This is a genomic window from Novosphingobium sp. ZN18A2, from assembly GCF_036784765.1.
In the GTDB taxonomy this organism is placed as follows: domain Bacteria; phylum Pseudomonadota; class Alphaproteobacteria; order Sphingomonadales; family Sphingomonadaceae; genus Novosphingobium.
The window spans coordinates 69,787-94,669 of the sequence record NZ_CP136651.1 but is presented as its reverse complement, the minus strand read 5'-3'; the positions used below and the strand labels follow the sequence as shown (position 1 = coordinate 94,669).

Genomic DNA, 24,883 nt, shown 5'->3' with positions numbered 1-24,883 from the left:
GTCGCACCAGGCGGCCCGCGATCCCGGTTTGCGCCGGGATGACGATTCAAGGTGAAGAATGACTCAGGAATCCACCGCCCGCCCCGATTCGACGGCAAGATTCGTCAACGTCGGCGAACGCACCAACGTTACCGGCTCTGCGAAGTTCAAGAAGCTGATCCTTGCCGACGATTATGCCGCCGCCGTCGAAGTCGCGCGCCAGCAGGTCGAAAACGGGGCGCAGGTGATCGACGTGAACATGGACGAGGGGCTGCTCGACGCGGTTCACGCGATGACCACGTTCCTGAAGCTGATCGCGGCAGAGCCGGACATCGCGCGCGTGCCGGTGATGATCGACAGTTCCAAGTTCGACGTGATCGAAGCGGGGCTGAAGTGCGTTTCGGGCAAGCCCATCGTCAATTCGATCTCCATGAAAGAGGGCGAGGAAGCCTTTCTGGATCAGGCGCGGCTGTGCATGAATTATGGCGCGGCGGTGGTGGTCATGGCTTTCGACGAGAAGGGCCAGGCCGACACCAAACAGCGCAAGGTCGAGATTTGCGAACGCGCCTATAACCTGCTGACGGGCATCGGTTTTCCGCCGGAAGACATCATCTTCGATCCCAACATCTTCGCCGTGGCGACCGGGATCGAAGAGCATGACCGCTATGCGCTCGACTTCATCGAAGCAGTGGGCGAGATCAAGGAAAAGTGCTCGCACGTCCATTGTTCGGGCGGGCTTTCCAACCTGTCGTTCAGTTTCCGCGGGAACGAGCCGGTGCGCCGCGCGATGCACTCGGTGTTCTTGTACCATGCGATCCGCGCCGGACTGGACATGGCGATCGTCAACGCCGGGCAGATCGACATCTACGATACGATAGACCCCGTGCTGCGCGATGCCTGCGAAGACGTGATCCTTATGCGGCCGGTTGAAGGCGACCAGACAGCGACAGAACGGCTCATAGACCTGGCAGAAAGCTACAAGGGGCAAGACAAGGCGGAGGTAGCCCGTCAGGCAGAGGAATGGCGCGGCTGGGACGTGGTGCGTCGGCTGGAACACGCGCTCGTCAAGGGCATCGACAGCCACATCGTGGAAGACACCGAAGAAGCGCGCCTTGCCCGCGCCGAAGCTGGCGGGCGTCCGATCGAAGTGATCGAAGGGCCGCTGATGGCGGGCATGAACACCGTGGGCGACCTGTTCGGCGCGGGCAAGATGTTCCTGCCGCAAGTGGTGAAATCCGCCCGCGTGATGAAAAAGGCGGTGGCGCACCTGATTCCCTTCATCGAAGCGGAAAAGGAAGAGGGCGCAAAGTCCAAGGGCGTGATCGTGATGGCCACCGTGAAGGGCGACGTTCACGATATCGGCAAGAACATTGTGGGCGTGGTGCTTCAGTGCAACGGCTATGAAGTGATCGATCTGGGCGTGATGGTGCCATACCAGACGATCCTCGACACCGCGAAGGAACATGATGCCGACATGATCGGCCTTTCGGGCCTGATCACGCCGTCGCTGGACGAGATGGTGACGGTGGCCGAGGAAATGCAGCGCGCCGGGTTCACCATTCCGCTGCTGATCGGCGGCGCGACCACCAGCAAGGTCCACACCGCGCTGCGCATCGATCCGGCCTATGAAGGCCCGGTGGTGCACGTGCTGGACGCCAGCCGCGCGGTGGGCGTTGCATCGCAGCTTCTTTCGGACACGCAGGCCGAAGGCTTCGTGGAGGCGACCGCGCAGGAATACGCGCATATCCGCGACGTGCGCGCGGGCAAGACGGGTTCCGTGCTGCTGAGCCTGGAAGACGCGCGCGCCAATTCGTTCAAGGCGGACATGTCGGAAAAGGCGCCGCCGCCCGAAAATCCCGGCATCCACGTGTTTGCCGACTGGGACCTGAAGGATCTGGTGGACTGTTTCGACTGGACGCCGTTTTTCCGCGCGTGGGAACTGGCGGGCACGTACCCTTCGATTCTTTCCGACAAGGTCGTGGGCGAAAGCGCGCGGGCGCTGTTCGACGATGCGCGCGCGATGCTGGACCGGATCGTTTCGGAAAAGTGGCTGACGGCAAAAGGCGTCTGCGGTTTCTGGCCCTGCGCGCGCGACGGCGACGATGTGGAGCTTTACCTGGCAGAGGAAGAACGCCACCTGCGCCTGCCCTTCCTGCGCCAGCAGATCCGCAAGAGCCGTGACCGCGCGAACTTCTGCCTGGCCGACTTCATCGATCCCGCAGGCGACTGGATCGGCGGGTTCGCGGTGGCGATCCACGGGATAGAGCCGCACATCGAACGCTTCCGCGCGAACCACGACGATTATTCGGACATCCTGCTGAAAGCGCTGGCCGACCGCTTTGCAGAGGCCTTTGCCGAACGGTTGCACCAGCACGTGCGCACCACCTTGTGGGCCTATGCGCCGGGCGAGCAATTTACCAACGAAGCCCTGATCCATGAGGAATATCGCGGCATCCGTCCCGCGCCGGGATATCCCGCGTGCCCCGATCACAGCCTGAAGCCGATCCTGTTCGACCTGCTGGACGCCGGTGCCAATGCCGGGATGACGCTGACCGAGAGCAACGCGATGCTGCCCACGTCCGCCGTCAGCGGGTTCTATTTCGGGCATCCCGAAAGCCAGTATTTCGGCGTGGCGCGCATCGGGCGCGACCAGTTGGAAGACTACGCCGCGCGGCGCGGCATCGATCTGGCGACGGCGGAGCGATGGCTGCGGCCCAACCTCGACTGAATTCCCGCAGCCCTGGGGCGGCCAAGCGATTGTATTCCCGCTGCAAAGCGGTAGGTTGCCGTTGAAACGATCACAGGGGGTGAGGTTCATGGAAGGGTTTCAGTTCGGGCGCACGCTTTCGCGCACGTTTTCCATTCTTGGCGCTTCGGTCGGAACGGTCGGCGTTTTCGTCCTGCTGCTTCAGATCGTTTCGGCAGGGCTGAACACCATGGCCACGGGCAGGCTGAAGGTTGCCGCCACGGGCGATGCCGCCAATCCGGCCGCGATCTTCCTGTCTCCGTGGTATTGGGCGATGCTGTTTGTCGGTTTCGCGATCGGCGCGGTGCTGGCCGGCGGCGCGATCTCCGGCTTTCTTTCCGCCGCACGTGGAGAGAGCGGGCCGCTCGGCGATCTGTTTCGCGCCGGGCTGGGTCATGCGCTTCCCGTGCTGGGCCTGATGATCCTGTGGACCATCGGCATTTCGCTGGGCTTCGCGCTGCTGATCGTTCCGGGCCTGATCCTTGTCGCGATGTGGGCGGTTTGCCTGCCTGTCCTGATCGGAGAGGGCGGCGGCGTGTTCGCCAGCTTCGGGCGCAGCCGCGCGCTGACCAAGGGTGCGCGCTGGAAGATCCTGGCGGTCCTGATCGTCGCGGTTGTCATTATCTATGTTCCCATCATGTTTGCCGGGGGCATGGCCGGCGCAATCGGCGGCTCTGCGGGCGCGGCCGGTATGCTGCGCGCGGAAGGAACGCCGGTGGGTTTCGTGTTTAGCGTGATTTTCGGATGGATCATGATGATGGTCGTCTATTCTCTGCTGACGTCGATCTATCTTGAAACGAAGCTGGCGCTGGAAGGCAGCGAAAGCGGCGGACTGGGCGGGGTGTTCGAATAAGGCCGCACCTGTGGACCGTGCGCGCCGCCGCCCTTTCGCGGGGGTGGCGCGGCGGCTAGGGCGGTGGGCGCGATGCTTGCCGACCCGCTCGATGTCCTTCACGCAACTTTCGGTTTCAGCGCCTTTCGCGGGGTGCAGGACCGCGTGGTGTCGCGCGTTCTGGACGGCCAATCGACGCTGGCGGTCATGCCCACCGGCGCGGGCAAGAGCCTGACCTACCAGCTTCCAGCCGTCATGCTGGACGGCACCTGCGTTGTCGTTTCGCCGCTGATCGCGCTGATGCATGACCAGCTTCGCGCCGCGCAGGCCAACGGCATCCGCGCCGCCACGCTGACCAGCGTCGATACGGACAGGGCGGAAACCGTGCGGCGGATGCGCGCAGGTGAGCTTGATCTGCTTTATGTCGCGCCGGAACGCGCCAGCCAGGGCCACTTCCGCGATTTGCTGGAGCAATGCCGCATCGCGCTTTTCGCCATAGACGAAGCGCATTGCGTGTCAGAATGGGGGCACGATTTCCGCCCCGACTATCGCCTGCTGCGCCCGATGATGGACGCCTTTGCGCAAGTGCCGCGCCTTGCGCTGACCGCGACGGCCGATGCGCACACGCGCGCAGATATCCTGGACCAGCTTGGCATTCCGGCCGAGGGGCTGATCGTCGCGGGGTTCGACCGGCCCAACATCCGCTACACGATTACCCCGCGCGATAACCCGCTGCGCCAGATAGAACGCCTGATGGCGGAACAGCCGGGGCCGGGCATCGTCTATGCGCCCACGCGCGCGGGGGTGGAGCGGCTGGCGGAAAAACTTTCGGGCAATGGCCGGCAGGTGCTGCCCTACCATGCCGGATTGCCGCCCGATGTGCGCGCGGCGAACCAGGCGGCCTTCGTCGCCAGTGAGGACATGGTGATGGTCGCCACCGTTGCCTTCGGCATGGGGATCGACAAGCCGGACGTGCGCTTCGTCGCCCATGCGGGCCTGCCAAAGTCCATAGAGAGCTATTACCAGGAAACCGGCCGCGCGGGGCGCGACGGCGATCCCTCGGTCGCCTTGCTGCTGTGGGGCGCGGACGATTTCGCGCGTGCGCGCCAGAGGCTTTCCGAAGTGGACGAGACGCGGCGCACAGGGGAACGCGCCCGGCTTTCCGCGCTGGGCGCGCTGGTCGAAACCGCGGGCTGCCGCCGCGCGGTGCTGCTGCGCCACTTTGGGGAGCGTCCGCCCGAAAGCTGCGGCAATTGCGACAACTGCCTGTCTCCGCCCAAGGCGGTGGATGCCAGCGTGACCGCGCAGAAATACCTTTCCGCCGTGTTCCGCACCGGCGAGATGTTCGGTGCGGGCTATGTGGAAGGCGTGCTCACCGGCCAGCACAGCGATCGCACGCGGTCCAACGGGCATGACGCGCTTTCCGTTTTCGGCATCGTGGAGGGAGACGAGGCAGCGCTGCTGAAACCCGTCGGCCGCGCGCTGCTGGTGCGCGATGCGCTGCGCACGACGGAACACGGCGGGCTGATGCTGGGACCGGAAGCGCGCGGCATCCTGAAAGGGGACGCGGACCTTTCGCTGATTGTGCCGCCCAAACGCGAACGCGCCCGGCGCAAGGGAAAAGGATCGTCCTCCGCGCTCAATCCCGTGGGCGATCCGCTGTTCGATGCGCTGCGCGCTCTGCGGCGCGACCTGGCGCAGGAAGCGGGCGTGCCGCCTTACGTGATCTTCCACGATTCGGTGCTGCGCGAAATCGCCGCAACGCGCCCGGCCAGCCTTGCCGAGATGGGCCAGATGAGTGGTATCGGCGCGAAAAAGCTCGAAGCCTATGGCGCGGCCTTCCTGTCCGTCGTCCGCCAGCACTGAAAGCGGCATTGCCCGGGCCGGGCATCGCGAATCCGATTATCCTTGCGGAAACCCGTTTGCGATATTAATATGATATCATATTGATACATTTTTATCGTTACAGGGGTTTTGAGAATGACCGACACGATCAAGGTTATGAACCCGACGCGGGAACGCCCGGCTTCCACCTTCAACGGCTATGCCATGCTGGCGACCGCGCTTGTGTTCACCGCGCTTACGATCTGGGGTTTCGTGCGTTTCATCGCCGCGGCCAAGGCCGATATGCCGCTTGGCGGGTACGTGCTGTGGATGGTGCTGTGCTTGCTTGTCGCGCTGCTCAGCTGGTCGGGCTTCTACATGATCCAGCCCAACCAGGCGGCGGCGATCACGCTGTTCGGCGCCTATCGCGGGACCGACCGCGAAACGGGGCTGCGCTGGGTCTGGCCGTGGATGATGCGCAAGACCGTTTCGGTCCGCGCCAACAACCTGGTTTCCGAAAAGCTCAAGGTAAACGACCTGCGCGGCAACCCGATCGAGATCGCGACGCAGGTGGTGTGGCGCGTATCCGACACCGCGCAGGCGCTGTTCGATATCGACGACTACCGCGAGTTCGTGGACGTGCAGATCGAAGCCGCGGTGCGCACCATCGGCTCGCGCTATCCCTATGACGACATAGAGGAAAACGAAGTCACGCTGCGCGGCCACCATGACGAAGTGAGCGGCGAACTGAAGCAGGAACTGCAGGCGCGGCTGGCGGTCGCGGGTGTGGCGGTTGACGAATGCGGCCTTACCCACCTTGCCTATGCGCCGGAGATCGCGGGGGCGATGCTGCGCCGCCAGCAGGCCGAAGCGGTGATCGCGGCGCGTGCCAAGCTGGTGCTGGGCGCGGTCAGCATGGTCGACATGGCGCTGACCAAGCTGGCTGAGGACAGCGTGGTGGAGCTTGACGACGAACGCCGCGCGGCGATGGTTTCCAACCTGATGGTCGTGCTCTGCGGCGAATCCGATGCGCAGCCGGTCGTCAACGCGGGCACGCTCTACCAGGGCTGACGCGGCATGGCGGCGAAACCCCGCAAGGCCTTTCCGCTGCGGCTCGACCCGGCGCTGTTCGATGCGCTGGAACGGGTCGCCGCGGCAGACCTTCGTTCGGTCAACGCCGAAGTGGAATTCCTGCTGCGCGACGCGCTGTCGCGGCGCGGCGTGAAGGTTGCGAAGGCGGAGCCGCCCCGGCGCGGGCGGCCGCCGAAGTCAGAAGGAACGGAGAAATGAACAGGCGCGGATCGAAACCCGGCACGGCGAACCCGGTGCCTGACGGCGCATGGTTCGCGCCGAAGCGCTTCGGCATGGGGGCCGGCCTGCCGATCGCATGGCAGGGCTGGGCAATGATGGCGCTTCACGTTGCGGCTATCCTTGGCGCCGCGCGTCTGCTGCACGGTCACCAACCCGCGCAGGCAATCGCCATCGTGTTGGTCGGGCTCGCTCCCCTGCCGCTCTACGCCGCGAAAACGCGCGGCGGGTGGCGTTGGCGATGGGGCCGCCGCGACTGACTTGGGCACGCACACCTAACGGGCAGTTAACCATTCTGCGCTAGGCCGGGCGCAGGAAAATGACCGGGGACTGCCTGATGCCCGAAAGATATGTCCAGATCATTCGCGCCCACCGCGCCTCGCGGCGCGGCCTTGTCGCGCTTGGCGCGCTGTCGCTGGCGGCGATCCCCGCCGGAATCGTCGCGGCACAGGCGCGCGCGCCCGCGCCCTTCACCATTGACGGCACCGGCATGGATTTCGCCACGCTACAGCAGGCGGTGAGCCGGATCGGCACGGGATCGGGCACGATCCGCATCGCGCCCGGCGTCTATCGCCAGTGCGCGGTGCAGGAAGGCGGCGATGTCGCCTATGTCGCGGCAGAGCCGGGGCAGGTGGTGTTCGACGGGGTGACGTGCGAGGGCAAGGCGGCGCTGGTCCTGCGCGGCCGTTCCGCGCGGGTGACGGGGATCATCTTCCAGAACCTGCGCGTGCCCGACGGGAACGGCGCGGGCATCCGGCTGGAACATGGCGATCTGGGCGTTTCGCAATCTTGGTTTCGCGACAGCGAGGAAGGCATCCTGACGGGCGACGATACCGCGCACCAGGTGCTGGTGGAAAAATCGACCTTCACGCGCCTTGGCCGGTGCGACCGCGGCCTTTCGTGCGCGCATTCGATCTATACCGGCAATTACGGGATGCTGACCGTGCGGCAGAGCCGTTTCGAACAGGGCACCGGCGGCCATTATGTGAAGTCGCGCGCCGGCCATGTGGACATCGAAGACAACTCTTTCGACGATTCGCACGGCCACGCAACGAACTACATGATCGACCTTCCCGAAGGCGCGACGGGGCGCATTTCCAGCAACTGGTTCGTCCAGGGGCAGGACAAGGAGAACTACAGCACCTTCATCGCCGTGGGCGCGGAAGGGCATACGCACAGCGCGAACGGGCTGCTGGTGGAAGACAACGACGCCCGCCTTGCGCCCGGCGTCGATCGCAACACCGTGTTCGTGTCCGACTGGACCGGCGACGACATTACCTTGCAGGGCAACCGCCTGGGTATCGGGCTGAAGGCGCGCGACCGCCGCTAGGGTCAAGCCTCCGGTGCGCGCTTGCGCATCGGGCGCGCACATTATAGCGCAATAGCCATGTCTGCCTGTCGCCCAGCGGTTTTGCACTTGCGCCTGTTCGCGGCGCTGGCGCTTGCCGTGATCGGCTTGCAGGCGGCGCAACCCTGGCGGTTGAGCGTCGCGCCGCAGCACGGATCGGCCTTCAGCGCATCCACCGTCGAAGTCGCGCTGGTGACAGAGCGGCGCGGCGAAACCGCACGGCAAACCGTCGTGCCCGAACCTATCGCCGGTGCGCGCACGGTTCCGGTACGCCGCCCGGCGGTCGCGACAGCGATGCAGCCGCGATGGCGCGTCCGTCCCGAATCGACCGGCCCGCCGTTCCCGGACCTGTTGCTGCTGCGGCCGGGGCCGCGCGCACCGCCTGCCTGACCGGAACAGCCCGTCGCGCCGCAATGGCGCGGCGCGTCCCTTTCCGATCAGGAGATCCGATCATGACCGATACGAGCGGCGGACCCTCCGCCGACGATCGCCGCGCGCGCATAGAGGCGACGCTTGCGGCCTATCCCCACGTCGATTCCGAGGCGCTGGAAGAACTGCTGACGTGGTACCGGCAAGAGGCCAGTTCCTACGATGTGGCCATGCTGGCCAGCAACGAACGGCTGGCGGCGGGCTATCGCCTGTTCCGCAAACAGCGCATCGATCCGATCGGCTGGCGCGATGCCGTGACGATGCTGGCATTCGTGGCGCTGGTGGTCGCCGGCATCGTCGCCATGCTGATGCGACAAGGCTGACCGGTATGAGGGCGCGGGGGCGGCGCGGGCTGCCCCCGCCTTTCAGCCGGGCCGCTTTTGCAGCCGCGCGCGGATCGCTTCGCCGTCCTGGTCCACTTCGGGCGCAAGGCCCAGCGTGCGGTCGGGATCGGCACCGTATCGTACCGGCGCGCGCACTTCCGTGAAGCGCCCGGCCAGCGGATGCTCGCGCTCGCGGAAGAAGCCCACCGCCTGCAGATGCGGGTCGTTCGGCAGGTCGGCAAGGTCGCGCACCTGCATCGCGGGGACGCCCGCGGCGTTGAGCAGGTCCATCCATTCCGCAGTGGTCTTCGCGGGGGTGCGCTTGCCGATCTCCACATAGATCTGCGTGATGTTCCTGTATCGGTCCATCGTGGTGGCGAAGCGCGGATCGTCCAGCAGGTCCGCCGCGCCGATCAGTTCGAAGGTCTTCACGATGCTGCCGTCGTGATAGGGCACGATGGAAATATGTCCGTCGGCGGTGGGAAAGGGCTGGCGATTGGGATCGAGCTGGCGCGGATAGCCGAACTCTTCCGGATTGTCCGCAAACGTCCCGCGATAGAAATGCTCGACCATCATGAAGTGGGTGAAGGCTTCGAACATGGGCACTTCCACGAATTGCCCTTCGCCCGTGCGCAGCTTGTGCACCAGCGCCGCCAGCACCGCCTGCGTGCCGTAGTGCCCGGCGATCTTGTCTGCGACGAGCGACGGGAAATAGCGCGGCGCGGGGTTGCCGTCGGCGCGCGGCAGCAGCGTCGCGGTGCCCGATGCAGCCTGGATCACGTCGTCATAAGCCTGGAAATCGGCATATGGTCCGTCGGAGCCGAAGCCCACGCCGTGGACATAGATGATCGCGGGGTTCAGGGCTTTCACCGCTTCGTATCCGAAACCCAGCCGATCCATCGCCTTGCCGCGCACGTTGTGGATGAACACGTCGACCGTGCCGAGCAGTTCGTGCATCACCCGGCAATCGTCCTCTGCCTTCAGGTCGAGCGCGATGGCTTCTTTCCCCCGGTTGAGCAGCATATGGCACGCGCCCATCGTGGGCGTATCCGGATTGGCGCCAACGCGGCGGAAGATCTCGCCGCCCGGCGGTTCGATCTTGATCACCTCCGCGCCGAGATCGGCCAGCATCTGCGTGGCGTGCGGGCCGAACACCACCGATGTCATGTCGGCGATGCGGATACCTTCGAGCATTCGCGGAGCAGGCGTTTCGGTGCGTGTCATGCAGGCGCTCATCCCTCTTCTTCCGGCCTCTGCGGGGCGGATTGCGGGGGTGGATATAACCGCATCGGTGCGAATTGCCACACACCGGCGCGCATCGAGATGCGGGCGCGCGACGGGGGAACGCGCGGGGCGGACCTATCCGGCTTCGGGTGCCTCGCTGTTCATCTGGACATAGTTCTGGATGCCCATGCGCTCGATCATGTCGAGCTGCTTTTCCAGCGTATCGACATGCTCTTCCTCGCTTTCGAGGATGCGTTCGAAGATTTCGCGGCTGACATAGTCGCGAACCGCCTCGCAATGGGCGATCGCCTCTTTCAGCAAGGGAATCGCCTCGTGTTCGAGCGCGAGATCGGCCCTGACGATCTCTTCCACGCCTTCGCCGATCTTCAGGCGGCCGATCGCCTGGAAATTGGGCAGCCCTTCAAGGAACAGGATGCGGTCGGCCAGCATGTCGGCGTGTTTCATCTCGTCGATCGATTCGTGGCGTTCGAATTCGGCGAGTTTCTTCACGCCCCAGTTGTCGAGCATGCGATAGTGCAGCCAGTACTGGTTGATCGCGGTCAGCTCGTTCAGCAGGGCCTTGTTGAGGAAATCGATGACGGCACTGTCGCCCTTCATGGCGTCGCTCCCGTTGCGGTTCGGCCTTTGCCGATTATGCGCGCGCCGAAGCGATGCAGCAAGGGCGCAGCATCAGGCCGGCCGCATCAATCAAGCCCGTCTCACTCAGGCCGCGTCACACAGGCAGGCAGGCGCGCGCGTCCTCTACAACGTCCTGCGCTTCTTCAAGGCACTGGCGGCACTGCGGCACCTTGCCGAGACGGGCATAAAGCGCCTCGGCGTCGCCCGAATACTTCCGCGCGGCATCGCGCAGGTCGGATTCGCGGATGGCATTGCAGATGCAGACATACATTGCGCGTGGTCCTTCGGCTCGCGTTGGAGACGAAGTTAATGCGAATAGATTGCAATAGCAATAGGGGCAGGCTTGTGTCCGTGCCAGCCATCCGCGTCCGCACGCAGGCGCCAGCTCCACGTGAAGCGAGCGCCTGCGCGGCGAGCGCGGGCAGGATAAACCCTATTGTTGCGTGGCTTTCTGCGCGGCGGGTGCGGCCGGTTCCGGCTCAACCTTCTGCCAGACTTCCGAATCGCACATCGACTTGCCGAACGCGCAGCCCTTGATCTTGATGGAGCCGGGGTCGCTGGTAACGGTGCCGTTGAAGGTCATGAAGCCGGGCATGCCGGGATGCTTCATGTGCTTGCCCTGCCACGTTTCCCCCACCGGTGACATGCCGTGGCACATCTCGAAGTCCTTCTTCTTGCCCTGGGTGATCTTGCAGTAGAGCTTGCCGCCATCGATCCACACGTGGACGAGGTCGCCGTTCTTGCGCTTGTAGTTGCCCGAAGGGTCGGTTGCCGAAAAGGCCGGGCTGGCCAGACCGACAGCGACAGCCGCCGCAAGGATCGCGGCGCCATGGAATTTCCCCATTGAATACCTCTCCACTTATGTGTTTATCCGCGAATATTAGCATAAGCTGGAAGAGAGTCGAGGCTCATCGCAGGGGCCGTAGCTTCGCAAAGCCGCCGCCCGGCAGCCTTTTGCGCTTGCCTTTCGCGTCCGCCGGACGTAAGGGGCCGCCCTTCACACGGCACGGAATCGATGACCGGCCTGGCTATCAAGGGCTGCCAGGGCTGGTTGGACGTGTCTCGTAACGCAAGGAGACGAAAATGCCCAAGCTCAAGACGAAGAGCGGCGTGAAAAAGCGCTTCAAGCTCACCGCCAGCGGCAAGGTGAAGCACGGCGTTGCCGGCAAGCGCCACCGCCTGATCAGCCACAACGGCAAGTACATCCGCCAGAACCGCGGCACCGAAGTGATCTCTGACGCAGATGCGAAGACGATCAAGAAGTGGGCGCCCTACGGGCTGAACTGAGGAGCGCTAGACCATGAGCCGTATCAAGAGGGGTGTTACCACCCGCGCCAAGCACAAGCGGATTCTCGACCAGGCCAAGGGCTATCGCGGTCGCCGCAAGAACACCATCCGCGTTGCGCGCCAGGCGGTCGAAAAGGCCGGCCAGTATGCGTATCGCGACCGCAAGGTGAAGAAGCGGAACTTCCGCGCCCTGTGGATCCAGCGCATCAACGCCGCGGTCCGCGCCGAAGGCCTTACCTATTCACAGTTCATGCACGGCGTGAAGCTTGCGGGTATCGATCTTGACCGCAAGGTCATGGCGGACCTGGCCATGAACGAAGGTGCCGCGTTCAATGCCGTGATCGCGCAGGCCAAGGCCGCGCTTCCGGCCTGATCCGGGCCTGTTTCCGAATTGCCTGAAAAGGCATGAAAAAAGGCGTCGTCCCGAACAGGGCCGGCGCCTTTTTTGTGCCGCCCCGACCGCACCTAACGCTTGATAAAATCCGAAATGGCGTATTTATTCGGCCCGTTTTGCGGCATATGTCCGCAGGGGCAGAATAGAACAGGGGCGCAACCAGTGCATTCGGATTGTGAAGTCCGGGTCCGATTTTATCAGCCGTCACCGGCATTGCGGCCCTATTTCACCACGTTTTACCTGACAGAGCTCACCGTTCCCGACGGGAAACGCGTGACGGACTGGCTTCATCCTGAATGGGGCGGCCTGCGTTGCATTCGCGGCGACCTGCCGGATGCGCAGATCGTCGGCACGCCAGAGCAGTGCGGGGTGGATGCGATCCTTGCCGGGCCGACCAGCAACACCACGCGCTTCACGGTGGGCACGACGCGGATCTGGGGCGTGGGCTTCCTGCCGCTGGGCTGGGCAGGCTTCATCGGCGCGTCGGCAAACGGATATGCCGACCGGCTTTACGACGCGCGAATCGAGCCTGCGTTTGTCCATTTCGCCCCCCTGATCGAATCGCTTTTCGACGGTGAGCCGGATGAGGCGGCCGAACTGGAGCGGATGGAAGCCTATTTCACCAAGCGGCGCGATCCCGATCTTCCCGATCGCGAAAGGATCGTCGCCTGCCAGTCCGCGCTGGTGAACGTGGACGTGTCCACGGTGGGAGAAATGTCGGAAGCGACCGGAATCGCACCGCACACGCTCGAACGCCTGTGCCGCCGCCATTTCGGGTTCCCGCCGCGCCTGCTTTTGCGCCGCCAGCGTTTCATGCGCAGCCTTGCGCAATATATGCTGGACCCGTCGCTGAAATGGATCGGCGCGCTGGACAGCCACTATCACGACCAGGCCCAGTTCGTGCGCGATTTCCATCGGTTCATGGGGATGAGCCCCAGCGAATACGCCGCGCAGCCGCATCCGGTGCTGAACGAGGTGATGCGCGCCCGGCAGGAATTCGTCGGGTCCGCGGTGCAGGCGCTGCATTCGCCGAAGGCGGATTGACGGCGATACCGGGGCCGGCGGCGCCGGGGGCGCATCGGGCAAACCTGTCATAAACCGCGCGCCTGCTGGCATCGGGTATTCAAATGCGCGCCATTTCCGGCTAGCGGCAGCGCCATGCAGGAACTGGAAACACAAAAGGCCGAAGCGCTGGCCGCGATTGCCGCCGCCGAAACGGTGGATGCGGTAGAGGCGATCCGTGTCGCCGCGCTGGGCAAGCAGGGCTGGGTCAGCGCGCTTCTGAAAACGCTGGGCGGGATGACGCCCGAACAGCGGCAGAGCGAAGGGCCTAAGATCCATGCCGTGCGCGAAGCGGTGACGGCGGCCATCGCCGATCGCAAGGCCGGTCTTGAGGCCGCCGCGCTCGAAGCGCGCCTTGCCGCCGAACGTGTCGACCTGACGCTGCCCGCGCCCGAAGCGCCGAAAGGCAGCGTGCACCCGGTCAGCCAGGTGATGGACGAACTGGCGGAAATCTTCGCCGACATGGGCTTCGCCGTCGCAACCGGGCCGGAGATAGAGGACGACTGGCACAACTTCACCGCGCTCAACATGCCCGAAACGCATCCCGCGCGCGCGATGCACGATACGTTCTATTTCCCCGAAATGGACGGCGAAGGGCGCGAGATGCTGCTGCGCACGCATACCTCGCCGGTGCAGGTGCGCACGATGCTGGCCGAAGGCGCCCCCTTGCGCATCATCGCGCCGGGCCGCGTCTACCGGTCGGACAGCGACGCCACGCACACGCCGATGTTCCACCAGGTCGAAGGGCTGGTGATCGACAAGGGTATCCACCTTGGCCACCTGAAATGGACGCTGGAAACCTTCCTGAAGGCCTTCTTCGAGCGCGAAGACATCGTGCTGCGCCTGCGCCCCAGCTATTTCCCCTTCACCGAACCTTCGGTGGAAGTGGACGTGGGCTTCACGCTGGTCGATGGAAAGCGCGTGCTGGGCGGCAGCGGTAACGGTCAGGACGGGGGCTGGATGGAACTGCTGGGCAGCGGCATGGTCAACCGCCGCGTGATAGAGATGGGCGGGCTGGACCCCGACGAATGGCAGGGCTTTGCCTTCGGCGTGGGTGTGGACCGGCTGGCCATGCTGAAATACGGCATGGATGACCTGCGCGCCTTCTTCGACGGCGATGCGCGCTGGCTGCAACACTATGGGTTCAACGCATTGGACGTGCCGACCCTGTCGGGCGGGGTAGGAGTGCGCGCATGAAGTTCTCGCTCTCCTGGCTCAAGGCCTGTCTCGATACCGATGCAAGCGCCGACCAGATCGCGGACAAGCTGACCTCGCTCGGGCTGGAAATCGAAGGCGTGGAAGATCCGGCCGCCGGTCTGGACGCGTTCAAGGTGGCGCGCGTGCTGACGGCGGAACGTCACCCCGATGCGGACAAGCTGCAGGTGCTCAGCGTCGATGTTGGCGGAGCGGAGCCGTTGCAGGTGGTCTGCGGCGCGCCCAATGCGCGTGCGGGTATGCTGGGCGTGCTGGGCCTGCCCGGCGCTGTCGTGCCCGCAAACGGCATGGAACTGCGCAAGGCGGCGATCCGCGGCGTCGAATCGAACGGCATGATGTGTTCCACCCGCGAACTGGGGCTGGGCGAGGATCACGAAGGCATCATCGAACTGCCGGAAGATGCGCCGGTCGGCCGGTCCTATGCCGATTATCATGGCAGCGACCCGGTGTTCGACGTGGCGATCACCCCCAACCGGCCCGATTGCATGGGTGTTTACGGCATTGCGCGCGACCTTGCGGCCGCAGGGTTGGGCACGCTGAAAGCCATTGATGCGCCGCACGTGGAAGGCGGCTTCGCCTGCCCGACCGAAATCCGCACCGATGATCCCGAAGGCTGCCCGGCCTTCCATGGTCGCGTGATCCGGGGCGTTAAGAACGGCGAAAGCCCCGACTGGCTGAAAGCCCGGCTGGAAAGCGCCGGACAGCGGCCGATCTCCGCGCTGGTGGACATCACCAACTACGTGATGCTCGGCTATGGCCGCCCGGCCCACGCCTATGACCTGGCGCAGTTGAAGGGCGCGGTCATCGCCCGCCGCGCGAAGGATGGCGAGGGTGTGACAGCGCTCAACGGCAAGCATTATGTGCTCGACAGCGCAATGACCGTAATCGCCGACGATGCCGGCGTGCACGACGTTGCGGGCATCATGGGCGGCGAACATTCGGGGTGTTCCGACACGACCACCGACGTGCTGCTTGAAGTCGCCTATTTCGATCCGGAGCGCATCGCGCGCACCGGGCAGGCTCTTGTGCTGACCAGCGATGCGCGCGCGCGTTTCGAACGCGGGGTCGATCCGGCGTTCCTCGATACCGGGCTTGACCTGCTGACCCACCTGATCCTGGAAATCTGCGGCGGTGAGGCGAGCCGCGTGGTGCGCGCGGGTGCGGCCCCCGCCGCGCAGAAGGTTGTCGGATACGATCCGGCGCTTGCGGGCAGGCTGGGCGGTGTGGACGTGCCGCACGAACAGCAGCAGGCCGTGCTGGAAGCGCTCGGCTTTTCGGTTGTCGCCGAACAGGCGGGCTTCGAAGGGCACTGGGCGGTATCCGTTCCCACATGGCGCGGAGACGTGGACGGCGCGCCCGATCTGGTGGAAGAAGTGATCCGCGTTCACGGGCTCGACGCCGTGCCGTCCACGCCGCTGCCGCGTGCAGATGGCGTGGCAAAACCTACCGCCACGCCCGCGCAGTTGCTGGAACGCCGGGTGCGCCGTGCCGCAGCCGCGCGCGGGCTGGACGAGGCGGTGACGTGGAGCTTCCTGCCCGAAGCGCAGGCCGCGCATTTTGCCGATGGCGAATTCGTGTGGACGCTCGCCAACCCGATCAGCGAGGACATGAAGGCGATGCGCCCCTCGCTGCTTCCCGGTCTGCTTTCGGCCGCGCAGCGCAACATGGATCGCGGCGCAGCCAGCGTGCGCCTGTTCGAGCTTGGCCGCCGCTATCTGCGTGCGGACGACGGATCGAGCGACGAGCGGCTGTCCATCGCGGTCGTCCTGGCGGGCGAAAAACGCGCGAGCGGCTGGGATCAGCGTCTCTTCGGGGGCAAGGCCGCGCCGTTCGATGCGTGGGACGCCAAGGCCGAGGCGCTGGCGCTGCTGTCCGAAGCAGGCGCGCCGGTCGATAACCTGATGGTGATGGGCGACGCGGGATCGCAGTTCCATCCCGGCCAGTCCGCGACGTTGCGACTGGGGCCGAAAAACGTGCTGGCGCGCTTCGGTATGCTCCATCCGGCAACCGCGAAGACGTTCGACCTCGACGGGCCTGTTGCCGTGGCCGAGCTGTTCCTGGATCGCATCCCTGCGAAAAAGGCGGTGCCGGGCTTCGCAAAGCCGCACTTCGCCCCGCCGCCGCTGCAGGCTGTGACGCGCGACTTCGCGTTCCTCGTGCCGGTGGACCTCGCCGCGGGCGATCTGGTCCGCGCGGTGAAGGGCGCGGACAAGGCCAACATCGTTGCAGCGCGCGTGTTCGACGATTTCCGGGGGCAGGGCGTGCCCGAAGGACACAAGTCGCTTGCGGTAGAAGTGACGCTCCAGCCATCGGGCAAGAGCTACAAGGACGAAGACCTGAAGGCGATTGCCGACCGGATCGTTGCGGCGGCAGGCAAGCAAGGCGCGGAGTTAAGGGGATGAAGACGGCACTTGTAACAGGCGCAACCGCCGGGATCGGCGAGGCGTGCGTTCGCAGCCTGGTGCAATCGGGCTGGCGGATTATCGGCACCGGACGGCGCGGCGAACGGCTGGATGCGCTGGCCGTCGAACTGGGCGCGGACAGGTTCCACGGCGCGGTGTTCGACATTCGCGACGAAGCCGCGCGCGACGCGGCGCTGGTCACGCTGCCCGAAGGCTGGGAGATCGATCTGCTGGTCAACAACGCCGGGTTGGCGCTGGGCACCGCTCCGGCACAGAAGGCCGATCTCGACCAGTGGAAGACGATGATCGATACCAACATTACCGCGCTGGTTTCGCTCACCCACAAGCTGCTGCCCGCGCTGATCGAGCGGAAGGGCGCCATCGTGAACCTGTCCTCCGTTGCGGCGACCTATCCTTATACCGGCGGCAATGTTTATGGCGGAACCAAGGCTTTCGTGCGCCAGTTTTCGCTCGGCCTGCGCAGCGACCTTGCCGGGACGGGCGTTCGCGTGACCTCTATCGAGCCGGGCATGGTGGAAACCGAATTCACGCTGGTGCGCACCGGCGGCAACCAGAACGCGCACGACACGCTTTACGGCGGCGCGAACCCGATGACCGCCGAAGACATCGCCGAAACCGTGCGCTGGGTGGCGGACCTGCCGCCGCACCTCAACATCAACACGCTGGAACTGATGCCCGTCAGCCAGAGTTTTGCGGGGTTCCAGATCTCGCGCGAGGGCTGATCCGGTTGCAGTCCCCGCCGCGCGCCCCTAAGTGCGCGCGATGACCTCCAATCGCCGCACGTTCGCGATCATTTCCCACCCTGACGCGGGCAAGACCACATTGACCGAAAAGCTGCTGCTGCAAGGCGGCGCGATCCATCTTGCCGGCGAGGTGAAGGCGCGCGGCCAGGCGCGGCGCGCGCGTTCGGACTGGATGAAGATAGAACAGCAGCGCGGCATCTCCGTCACCTCCAGCGTGATGACGTTCGAGCGCGATGGCGTGACCTTCAACCTGCTCGATACGCCGGGGCACGAGGACTTTTCCGAGGACACCTATCGCACGCTGACCGCCGTCGACTCCGCGATCATGGTGATAGACGCGGCCAAGGGTATCGAGCCGCAGACAAGGAAGCTGTTCGAGGTCTGCCGGCTGCGCAGCGTGCCGATCATCACCTTCGTCAACAAGATCGACCGCGAGGGCCGGTCGCCGTTCGAAACGCTGGACGAAGTGGCCGACGCGCTGGCGCTCGATGTAAGCCCGCAGGCCTGGCCGGTGGGCATGGGCGGGCTGTTCGAAGGGCTATACGATTTCAGGACGGGCGAGATCAGCCGCCCCGAAGGCGACAGCCGCGAATTCCTCGGCAAGCGCGAAAAGGCCGATCTTCCCCCGGAAATCGCCGAAGAGGCCGAACTGGCGCAGGCCGGCTATCCCGAGTTCGACCTTGAAGCCTATCGCCACGGAGACCTGACGCCGGTCTATTTCGGGTCGGCGCTGAAGAACTTCGGCGTGACCGAACTGATCGAGGCGATCGCCAGCATCGCCCCGCCGCCGCGCGCCCAGCCCATCCTCGATTCATCGGGCGAACAGAGCGAAATCAGCCCGGAGCGCGACGAAGTGACCGGCTTCGTGTTCAAGGTGCAGGCCAACATGGACCCGCAGCATCGTGACCGCATCGCTTTCATGCGCATGGTTTCGGGCACCTTCAAGCGCGGGATGAAGCTGACGCCGTCCGGCCTGGGCAAGCCCATTGCGGTGCATTCGCCGATCATGTTCTTCGCGCAGGACCGCGAGATTGCCGATACCGCGCTGGCTGGCGACATCATCGGCATTCCCAATCACGGCACCTTGCGCGTGGGCGATACGCTGTCTGAAAAGAACGATGTGCGTTTCACCGGCCTGCCCAACTTCGCGCCCGAAATCCTGCGCCGCGTCGCGCTGAAAGACCCGACCAAGACCAAGCAGTTGCGCAAGGCGCTCGACGATCTTTCCGAAGAAGGCGTGATCCAGGTGTTCTATCCCGAGATCGGCGCGCAGTGGATCGTCGGCGTGGTGGGGCAGTTGCAGCTCGACGTGCTGATTTCGCGCCTTTCCGCCGAATACAAGGTTGAGGCCGCGCTTGAGGCCGCGCCGTTCGATACCGCGCGCTGGGTAAAGGGCACGGACGCGGCGATGAAGGATTTCATCCAGTTCAACGCGGGCAACCTTGCCAAGGACCGCGATGGCGATCCGGTGTTTCTTGCCCGTTCGGCCTGGGACGTGGGATACCAGGAAGAGAAGAATCCCGACCTTACCTTCAGCGCCACCAAGGAGCGTTGATCGGGCAATCAGGAGACGCCCTCATGCGCATCGCGGTTACCGGAAGCAGCGGCAAGCTGGGCCGTGCGGCGATGCGCACGCTGGCCGAAGCGGGGCACCGCGCGACCGGGTTCGATATCGCCAGTTCCACCTACGGGGACGAGACCGTGCGGCTGGACTGCGCGGATTTCGGAGCGGTGATGGGCGCGCTTTCGGGCGTCGATACCGTGGCGCGAAAGTTCGATGCGGTGCTGCATCTTGCCGGCATCCCGAAACCGGGCGCGACAAGCGACGAAGCGGCGTTCCGGGTGAACACCCTTGGCACCTACAACGTCTTTTCCGCCGCCGCGCGGCTGGGCATAGGCCGCGTGGTCTGGGCCTCAAGCGAGACGCTGCTGGGCCTGCCTTTCAGCGATCCGCCGCAATTCGCGCCGATTACCGAAGCGCACCCGTTGCAGCCCAACTGGTCCTATGCGCTGTCGAAGCTGATGGGTGAGGAGATGGCGGACCAGTTCGTGCGCTGGATGCCCTCGCTTTCCATTGCGTCGCTGCGCTTTTCCAACGTCTATGCCCCACAGGACTATGCGGCTGTTCCCGCGATCCAGTCCGATCCGGCCAGCCGCAAGTGGAACCTGTGGGGCTATGTCGACGCGGCGGATGCGGCCGATGCCTGCCGCCTTGCGCTGGAAGCCTCGTTCACCGGTCATGAGCCGGCGATCATCGCGGCGGCGGACAATATCGCCGGGCGCGATTCGCGGTCGTTGATGGCGGAATTCTACCCCGGCGTTCGGCTGGACGATGCGCTTTCGGGCGAAGCCTCGCTGCTTTCCAGCGACCGGGCGGGAACGCTTTTCGGCTATCGCCCGTGCCGTTCGTGGCGCGAGATGTGCGGCTGATACGCTTGCAATCGCGCGCCCGTCCCGCAATGTCGGGTGAGACGACAGATCGACAATCACGTAACAACGAAAAGACGCAGGGAACACATCTGGCATGACGTTGCTTGGCCCCACATCGCAGAGCTTCATTTCGCAGCGGCTGCGGCTGCACTATGTCGATTGGGGCAATCCCGAAAAGCCGCTGCTGCTGCTGATCCACGGCGGGCGCGACCATTGCCGCAGCTGGGACTGGACGGCCGAGGCCCTGCGCGACGACTGGCACGTGGTGGCCATGGATCACCGCGGCCACGGTGACAGCGAATGGGTGTCCGACGGCAACTATGTCGCGAACGACATGATCTATGACGTCGCGCAGTTCATCCACCAGTTCGACGACCGGCCCGTTACCATCGTCGCGCATTCGCTGGGCGGCAACGTAAGCCTGCGCCTTGCAGGGATATTCCCCGAACTGGTGCGCAAGATGGTGGTGATCGAAGGCCTCGGCCCCTCTCCCAAGCGCCTTGCCGAGTTACAGGAAACCCCGTTTCGCGAACGGATGCGTTCGTGGATCGAAAAAAAGCACAAGTCTTCAGGCCGTGTGCCGCGCCGATATGCGACGATCGACGACGCGCTGGCTCGGATGATAGAGGAGAATTCCTATCTCACCCCCGAACAGGCCCGGCACCTGACGATCCACGGCGTCAACCGCAACGAGGACGGCACCTATTCGTGGAAGTTCGATCCGCACCTCAACAACTGGCCGCCGCACGATCCCGAACAGGTGAGCGTGGAACAGATCTGGGCGGCCATCACCTGCCCGGTCCTGATGCTCTATGGCGCGGATTCATGGGCATCGAATCCGGCAGGCGACGGGCGGCTCGACCATTTCCGCGACGCCAGCGTGATAGAGTTCGAAAACGCCGGGCACTGGCTTCACCATGACCAGTTCGACCGTTTCATCTCTACCGTGCGGGATTTCCTGTAAGGTGCGGCGGGCCGGAACCCGAAGCGGTTCCTCTCGCTTGATCGGGTGACGATGCGCCTCACGTTCGCCAGCTACAACATCCACAAGGGCATCGGGCTGGACCGCAAGCGCGACCCGGACCGGATCGTGTCCGTCCTGCGCGAAATCGATGCGGACGTGATCGCGCTGCAAGAGGTGGACCGGCGCTTCGGCAGCCGTGAGGCGGTGATCCCGCGCCAGACGATAGACGACCACACCCCGTGGCGCACGCTCGCCCCGCCGATGCTGCCCGCCAGCATGGGGTGGCACGGCAATGCGCTGCTGGTGCGGCGCGATATGGATGTGCAATCGGTCCAGGCGGTGCCGCTGCCGACGCTGGAGCCGCGCGGCGCGGTTTGTGCGGACCTTGCGATCGAGGGCAGGTTGCTGCGCGTGGTGGGGATGCATCTTGACCTTTCGGGCCTGCGCCGCCGCCACCAGGTGCGCGCGGTCTGCGATCACGTGGAAAGCGGCCTGCGCGCACCCGCCGTGTTGATGGGCGACCTCAACGAATGGTCCACGCGCGGCGGCGCGCTTTCGGCCTTCGGAGACGCGCTGCGCGTGCTCGCCCCCGGCCGCAGCTTCCCCTCGCGTCGTCCCGTTGCCCAGCTTGACCGCATCGTGGTGAGCGACGAGTGGGAAGTGGAGGAAACCGGCGTCCACCACAGCCCGCTATCGGCCGTGGGATCGGACCACCTGCCGGTCTGGGCGAAGCTGCGATTGCCCAAAATTTAGGCGATTGTATACTTGACAAAGCAGGGTTTGCGAATCACCTTGCCCCAGCGTGACAGGCCGGATTGCTCAAGTGTGGAATTGCCCAATTTTTGGGTGACTTATGGCTGACGCCGCTGAAATTGAGATTACGCCGGAGATGATTGAGGCGGGCGCTCAAGCAGTGGATGATTGCGAGAATTTTTTGCCATCCTCGCTGGCAAGGGAAATTTATCTAGCGATGGAGAAGGTTCGTCGTTCTGAATCGCGAGTGCGGTCCCCTCTGCTAGAAGAGTGAACGCGCCCAGCCATTCGGCCACAGCCCGAAGATCGCCGTCGAGCACATTTTGCGTTCCTATTTTGAAGGAACCTTTCCCGCTCTCAGTGAAAAGCGTGGTCACTCCGTGGCCCATATGATGGTCCTTTCGCGGAATTTCGATGAGGCCGTGAATGACGAAGTTGCGGTAGGCTCTGAGGCGCTCGAATGACTCACAAAAGCGGCGTATGGCTTTGGCTGTTCCTTCGCTCTCAAGGTCTGCCGCGATATTGAGGGCATTGACGAGTTGGACGTTTCCCATTTCGCAACACATAGCGTGGGCCACAGGTGAGTTGCCCAGGATCGTTGCCAGCAGCTTTTGGCCCGCGCGTTCGCAATTGTTCCAATTTACCGCTATCTCGGTGAACCATCTTTGGAAGTTAGCAATGGTTTCATCCATGACAGATACCGATCAAGAGAGAGAAGACGAGGTGCTTCGGCGGATGCTGAAGACCCCGCCGAAACCGCACAAGGGGAAAGGGGGCAAGCGCAAGCCTGCCCCCTCGTCTGCCACTACTGATCGTTGCAAGGGGGATTGAGGCCATGTCGGAGATCGGTCTCAATCTTAAGTCGGGCGTCGAGTCCGCCAGAAACCGCCCTGGTAGCGATATGAGTAGCGCGATGCTTACTGATGCGGGGCCAAGCATTGTGACCCTGCAATGCGGCATTCAGGCGCTGGTTAAGGTCACTGGTTTCACCTACGTAGAGGGCGTTCCATTGGCCTTGTGCGGTCTGGTTGAGGAAGATGTAGACCCCCGAAATCGGCTTATATGTCGTGCCGATGGGGTGGACGAAAAACTCATAATTTGTTCCGCTGATACCGGCAGCAGTCACCGTCTCTGAATTGGCCATAAAGGCTCCATCATTGCAAACGGACCTTGCAAAATGGCGGAGTCTAGCGCATACAGGGTTGTCAACACCGGTGTCGCAAGACTCCAACAATTTTGGGTTTGGCAGGTCCGTCCAAGGAGAAATTTGCCAAACACTACTTTAAGGGGGTGCCCGGCAAGGCGCCCCCTTAACTATATATCTTAGCAGTGATTCGATGGGTTGGCGAGTCCCGCTGTTCCTGTTGCGTTCTTTATGCGATCCAACGCTTTCGACGTTCTCCAACGCGGGGCGCAGGCACAACCTTATTGGGCTGCGACTGCACCAGTCCGCCGATAGGTAAGGCGCTTGCCCTTGCTGCCACGCAGGGCAATCTCGGCACGCTCAAAGTCATTCAGGTCGCGGGTGTTGTAACGGAAATCAAATTCGGTCGTGTAGCGATGCAGGTGGGCTTCGCTCACATGGTGATACACGCCGATGATCCCGCGCTTGAGCAGGGAGAAAAAGCCTTCAATCGTGTTGGTGTGGAAATAGGTGGAGCGGACATACTCGCCGCGTGAGTGCGAGACGACGCCGTGGCCCACGTATTCCTTGCCAACGTTCTTGTAGCCCTGATGCTCGTCGGTCATCAACCAGCTACCGCGATCCGCGTTGGTAACAAGGATGTGGCGCAACGTTTCGCCGGTCACGTTGGCAACATGGAACGAACGGACGCGACCGCCGCGCTCCACAAGGGAGACAACGGGCATCTTGTCACGGAAGGGTGACAGCTTCTTTTCGCCGCGACCGCGCTGCTTGGCATGGCGGTTGCTGATTTTACCGCCGACATAGGTTTCATCGGCTTCAACGGTTTCGCCGTAGCCACCCATAGGATCGCCGCCATCGTCCTTCATGGCTTCGCGGATGCGATGCATCATGAACCAGGCGGTCTTGTAGGTGACGCCGAGCATACGCGCCATCTGATGCCCGCTGATGCCCTTCTTTGAGGCGCAAAGCAGGTGATTGGCGAGAAGCCACTTGTTCAAGGGCACCTTGGAGGACTCGAACACGGTGCCGACCGTCACGGTGTATTGCTGACGGCAGTCGTTGCACTGGACCACGCCCTTGCGGATCATCCCTTCGGGGTGCGCCTTGGTCTTGCGGCCCTTCTGGGGTGGCAGCCGCTTGGCGTTGGTCGAACCACAATGGGGGCAGAACGGACCATCGGGCCAGTGAAGCGCCTCAAGGTGCTCGCGGGCTGCGTCTTCTGACTGAAAGCGGGGGCTGAAAATGTCCATGCCTTTTAATGCGTCAGAAGGTCTGCTTTGTCAAGTATACAATGCCCAAAATTTAGGCACACGCTTTTGCGCTGCACAAGATTCGAGCGAAAGTGCGGATTGCGTGGCGGTCGAATATGCCGCCGAAACGGATAAATCAGCAATTTTCGAATCTGGCACGCCTTTTGCTGAAGGGGTCTGGCCGGCGGGTCGTTCGCCGCCACAGACCACGAAAGGGGGCGTGAATGAAATTCATCATCGCCATCATCAAGCCGTTCAAGCTCGACGAAGTGCGTGAAGCGCTCTCGGGTCTGGGCGTTGCCGGGATGACGGTGTCCGAGGTCAAGGGGTTTGGTCGCCAGAAGGGCCAGACCGAGATCTATCGCGGCGCCGAATATTCGACCAACATGCTGCCCAAGGTGAAGATAGAGATCGCCGCGGGGGACGACCTTGCGCCGCAGATCGTCGAAACCATCCAGCAGACCGCGAGCACCGAGGCCATCGGGGATGGCAAGATCTTCGTGCTCGATCTCGCATCGGCGGTGCGCATCCGCACCGGGGAGACCGGAGACACCGCGCTGTGA

Annotated in this window: 27 protein-coding genes; 20 read left to right on the top strand and 7 right to left on the bottom strand. The window is 64.0% G+C overall.

The window, feature by feature from the left end; all coding sequences use genetic code 11:
• Nucleotides 1–58 precede the first annotated feature (58 nt).
• The 9 genes from metH to RXV95_RS00505 all read left to right on the top strand — a co-directional run bounded on the left by metH (nucleotide 59) and on the right by RXV95_RS00505 (nucleotide 8,789).
• Nucleotides 59–2,707, top strand: a complete 2,649-nt coding sequence (gene metH / locus RXV95_RS00545; protein ID WP_338467081.1) for a methionine synthase — start codon at nucleotides 59–61, stop codon at nucleotides 2,705–2,707.
• 88 nt (nucleotides 2,708–2,795) lie between these two features.
• Entirely contained in the window at nucleotides 2,796–3,578 is a 783-nt protein-coding gene (locus RXV95_RS00540; RefSeq protein WP_338467080.1) for a hypothetical protein, read from the top strand.
• 72 nt (nucleotides 3,579–3,650) lie between these two features.
• Nucleotides 3,651–5,423: a DNA helicase RecQ gene (gene recQ, locus RXV95_RS00535; protein WP_338467079.1), complete on the top strand. Its 1,773-nt coding sequence runs from the start codon at nucleotides 3,651–3,653 to the stop codon at nucleotides 5,421–5,423.
• A 114-nt stretch (nucleotides 5,424–5,537) separates the two neighbouring features.
• The gene (locus RXV95_RS00530; protein WP_338467078.1) at nucleotides 5,538–6,452 is read left to right on the top strand and encodes an SPFH domain-containing protein; all 915 of its coding nucleotides are present in this window, start codon (nucleotides 5,538–5,540) and stop codon (nucleotides 6,450–6,452) included.
• 6 nt (nucleotides 6,453–6,458) lie between these two features.
• Nucleotides 6,459–6,671, top strand: a complete 213-nt coding sequence (locus tag RXV95_RS00525) for a toxin-antitoxin system HicB family antitoxin (RefSeq protein WP_338467077.1) — start codon at nucleotides 6,459–6,461, stop codon at nucleotides 6,669–6,671.
• Nucleotides 6,668–6,949, top strand: a complete 282-nt coding sequence (locus RXV95_RS00520; protein WP_338467076.1) for a hypothetical protein — start codon at nucleotides 6,668–6,670, stop codon at nucleotides 6,947–6,949. The genes RXV95_RS00525 and RXV95_RS00520 overlap by 4 nt, the downstream gene beginning before the upstream one ends.
• 77 nt (nucleotides 6,950–7,026) lie before the next feature.
• Complete coding sequence (locus RXV95_RS00515) at nucleotides 7,027–8,019, top strand: right-handed parallel beta-helix repeat-containing protein (protein WP_338467075.1); 993 nt, start codon at nucleotides 7,027–7,029, stop codon at nucleotides 8,017–8,019.
• A gap of 87 nt (nucleotides 8,020–8,106) precedes the next feature.
• Complete coding sequence (locus RXV95_RS00510) at nucleotides 8,107–8,427, top strand: hypothetical protein (RefSeq protein ID WP_338467074.1); 321 nt, start codon at nucleotides 8,107–8,109, stop codon at nucleotides 8,425–8,427.
• A gap of 62 nt (nucleotides 8,428–8,489) precedes the next feature.
• Entirely contained in the window at nucleotides 8,490–8,789 is a 300-nt protein-coding gene (locus RXV95_RS00505; protein ID WP_338467073.1) for a hypothetical protein, read from the top strand.
• 42 nt (nucleotides 8,790–8,831) lie between these two features.
• Here RXV95_RS00505 and RXV95_RS00500 read toward each other — a convergent pair whose 3' ends face one another.
• From RXV95_RS00500 to RXV95_RS00485, 4 genes are all read right to left on the bottom strand, one after another.
• Nucleotides 8,832–10,013 carry a CoA transferase gene (locus RXV95_RS00500; RefSeq protein WP_338467072.1) on the bottom strand — a complete coding sequence of 394 codons (1,182 nt, stop codon included), beginning with the start codon at nucleotides 10,011–10,013 and terminating at the stop codon, nucleotides 8,832–8,834.
• 135 nt (nucleotides 10,014–10,148) lie between these two features.
• Nucleotides 10,149–10,631 (bottom strand): bacterioferritin, encoded by a 483-nt coding sequence (bfr, locus tag RXV95_RS00495; RefSeq protein WP_338467071.1) that lies wholly within the window; start codon nucleotides 10,629–10,631, stop codon nucleotides 10,149–10,151.
• Between the two features lie 115 nt (nucleotides 10,632–10,746).
• Nucleotides 10,747–10,923, bottom strand: a complete 177-nt coding sequence (locus RXV95_RS00490) for a (2Fe-2S)-binding protein (RefSeq protein ID WP_338467070.1) — start codon at nucleotides 10,921–10,923, stop codon at nucleotides 10,747–10,749.
• A 162-nt stretch (nucleotides 10,924–11,085) separates the two neighbouring features.
• Complete coding sequence (locus RXV95_RS00485; protein ID WP_338467069.1) at nucleotides 11,086–11,496, bottom strand: hypothetical protein; 411 nt, start codon at nucleotides 11,494–11,496, stop codon at nucleotides 11,086–11,088.
• A gap of 239 nt (nucleotides 11,497–11,735) precedes the next feature.
• Here RXV95_RS00485 and rpmI point away from each other — a divergent pair, with 239 nt between their 5' ends.
• The 10 genes from rpmI to RXV95_RS00435 all read left to right on the top strand — a co-directional run bounded on the left by rpmI (nucleotide 11,736) and on the right by RXV95_RS00435 (nucleotide 21,923).
• Nucleotides 11,736–11,939 carry a 50S ribosomal protein L35 gene (gene rpmI / locus RXV95_RS00480; protein ID WP_338467068.1) on the top strand — a complete coding sequence of 68 codons (204 nt, stop codon included), beginning with the start codon at nucleotides 11,736–11,738 and terminating at the stop codon, nucleotides 11,937–11,939.
• Between the two features lie 13 nt (nucleotides 11,940–11,952).
• Nucleotides 11,953–12,312 carry a 50S ribosomal protein L20 gene (rplT, locus tag RXV95_RS00475; RefSeq protein ID WP_338467067.1) on the top strand — a complete coding sequence of 120 codons (360 nt, stop codon included), beginning with the start codon at nucleotides 11,953–11,955 and terminating at the stop codon, nucleotides 12,310–12,312.
• 294 nt (nucleotides 12,313–12,606) lie between these two features.
• Nucleotides 12,607–13,377 (top strand): helix-turn-helix domain-containing protein, encoded by a 771-nt coding sequence (locus RXV95_RS00470; protein ID WP_338467066.1) that lies wholly within the window; start codon nucleotides 12,607–12,609, stop codon nucleotides 13,375–13,377.
• 114 nt (nucleotides 13,378–13,491) lie between these two features.
• Nucleotides 13,492–14,592, top strand: coding sequence for a phenylalanine--tRNA ligase subunit alpha (pheS, locus tag RXV95_RS00465; RefSeq protein ID WP_338467065.1), 1,101 nt, complete (start codon nucleotides 13,492–13,494; stop codon nucleotides 14,590–14,592).
• The gene (gene pheT, locus RXV95_RS00460; protein ID WP_338467064.1) at nucleotides 14,589–17,012 is read left to right on the top strand and encodes a phenylalanine--tRNA ligase subunit beta; all 2,424 of its coding nucleotides are present in this window, start codon (nucleotides 14,589–14,591) and stop codon (nucleotides 17,010–17,012) included. The genes pheS and pheT overlap by 4 nt, the downstream gene beginning before the upstream one ends.
• Nucleotides 17,009–17,755, top strand: coding sequence for an SDR family NAD(P)-dependent oxidoreductase (locus RXV95_RS00455; RefSeq protein WP_338467063.1), 747 nt, complete (start codon nucleotides 17,009–17,011; stop codon nucleotides 17,753–17,755). The genes pheT and RXV95_RS00455 overlap by 4 nt, the downstream gene beginning before the upstream one ends.
• Nucleotides 17,756–17,795: 40 nt before the next feature.
• The gene (locus RXV95_RS00450) at nucleotides 17,796–19,331 is read left to right on the top strand and encodes a peptide chain release factor 3 (RefSeq protein ID WP_338467062.1); all 1,536 of its coding nucleotides are present in this window, start codon (nucleotides 17,796–17,798) and stop codon (nucleotides 19,329–19,331) included.
• 23 nt (nucleotides 19,332–19,354) lie between these two features.
• Nucleotides 19,355–20,206: an NAD(P)-dependent oxidoreductase gene (locus RXV95_RS00445; RefSeq protein WP_338467061.1), complete on the top strand. Its 852-nt coding sequence runs from the start codon at nucleotides 19,355–19,357 to the stop codon at nucleotides 20,204–20,206.
• Between the two features lie 94 nt (nucleotides 20,207–20,300).
• A complete protein-coding gene (locus RXV95_RS00440) occupies nucleotides 20,301–21,170 on the top strand; it encodes an alpha/beta hydrolase (protein WP_338467060.1) in 870 nt (289 codons plus the stop codon).
• A gap of 51 nt (nucleotides 21,171–21,221) precedes the next feature.
• Complete coding sequence (locus RXV95_RS00435) at nucleotides 21,222–21,923, top strand: endonuclease/exonuclease/phosphatase family protein (RefSeq protein ID WP_338467059.1); 702 nt, start codon at nucleotides 21,222–21,224, stop codon at nucleotides 21,921–21,923.
• A gap of 125 nt (nucleotides 21,924–22,048) precedes the next feature.
• Here the strand turns inward: RXV95_RS00435 and RXV95_RS00430 are convergent, their stop codons facing one another.
• From RXV95_RS00430 to RXV95_RS00420, 3 genes are all read right to left on the bottom strand, one after another.
• Nucleotides 22,049–22,615 (bottom strand): hypothetical protein, encoded by a 567-nt coding sequence (locus tag RXV95_RS00430; protein WP_338467058.1) that lies wholly within the window; start codon nucleotides 22,613–22,615, stop codon nucleotides 22,049–22,051.
• A gap of 113 nt (nucleotides 22,616–22,728) precedes the next feature.
• Entirely contained in the window at nucleotides 22,729–23,067 is a 339-nt protein-coding gene (locus RXV95_RS00425; protein ID WP_338467057.1) for a GIY-YIG nuclease family protein, read from the bottom strand.
• A 281-nt stretch (nucleotides 23,068–23,348) separates the two neighbouring features.
• Entirely contained in the window at nucleotides 23,349–24,320 is a 972-nt protein-coding gene (locus RXV95_RS00420; RefSeq protein WP_338467056.1) for an IS1595 family transposase, read from the bottom strand.
• Nucleotides 24,321–24,544: 224 nt separating this feature from the next.
• On the opposite strand from RXV95_RS00420, the gene RXV95_RS00415 reads away from it, so the two are divergent.
• Nucleotides 24,545–24,883 carry a P-II family nitrogen regulator gene (locus RXV95_RS00415; protein ID WP_338467055.1) on the top strand — a complete coding sequence of 113 codons (339 nt, stop codon included), beginning with the start codon at nucleotides 24,545–24,547 and terminating at the stop codon, nucleotides 24,881–24,883.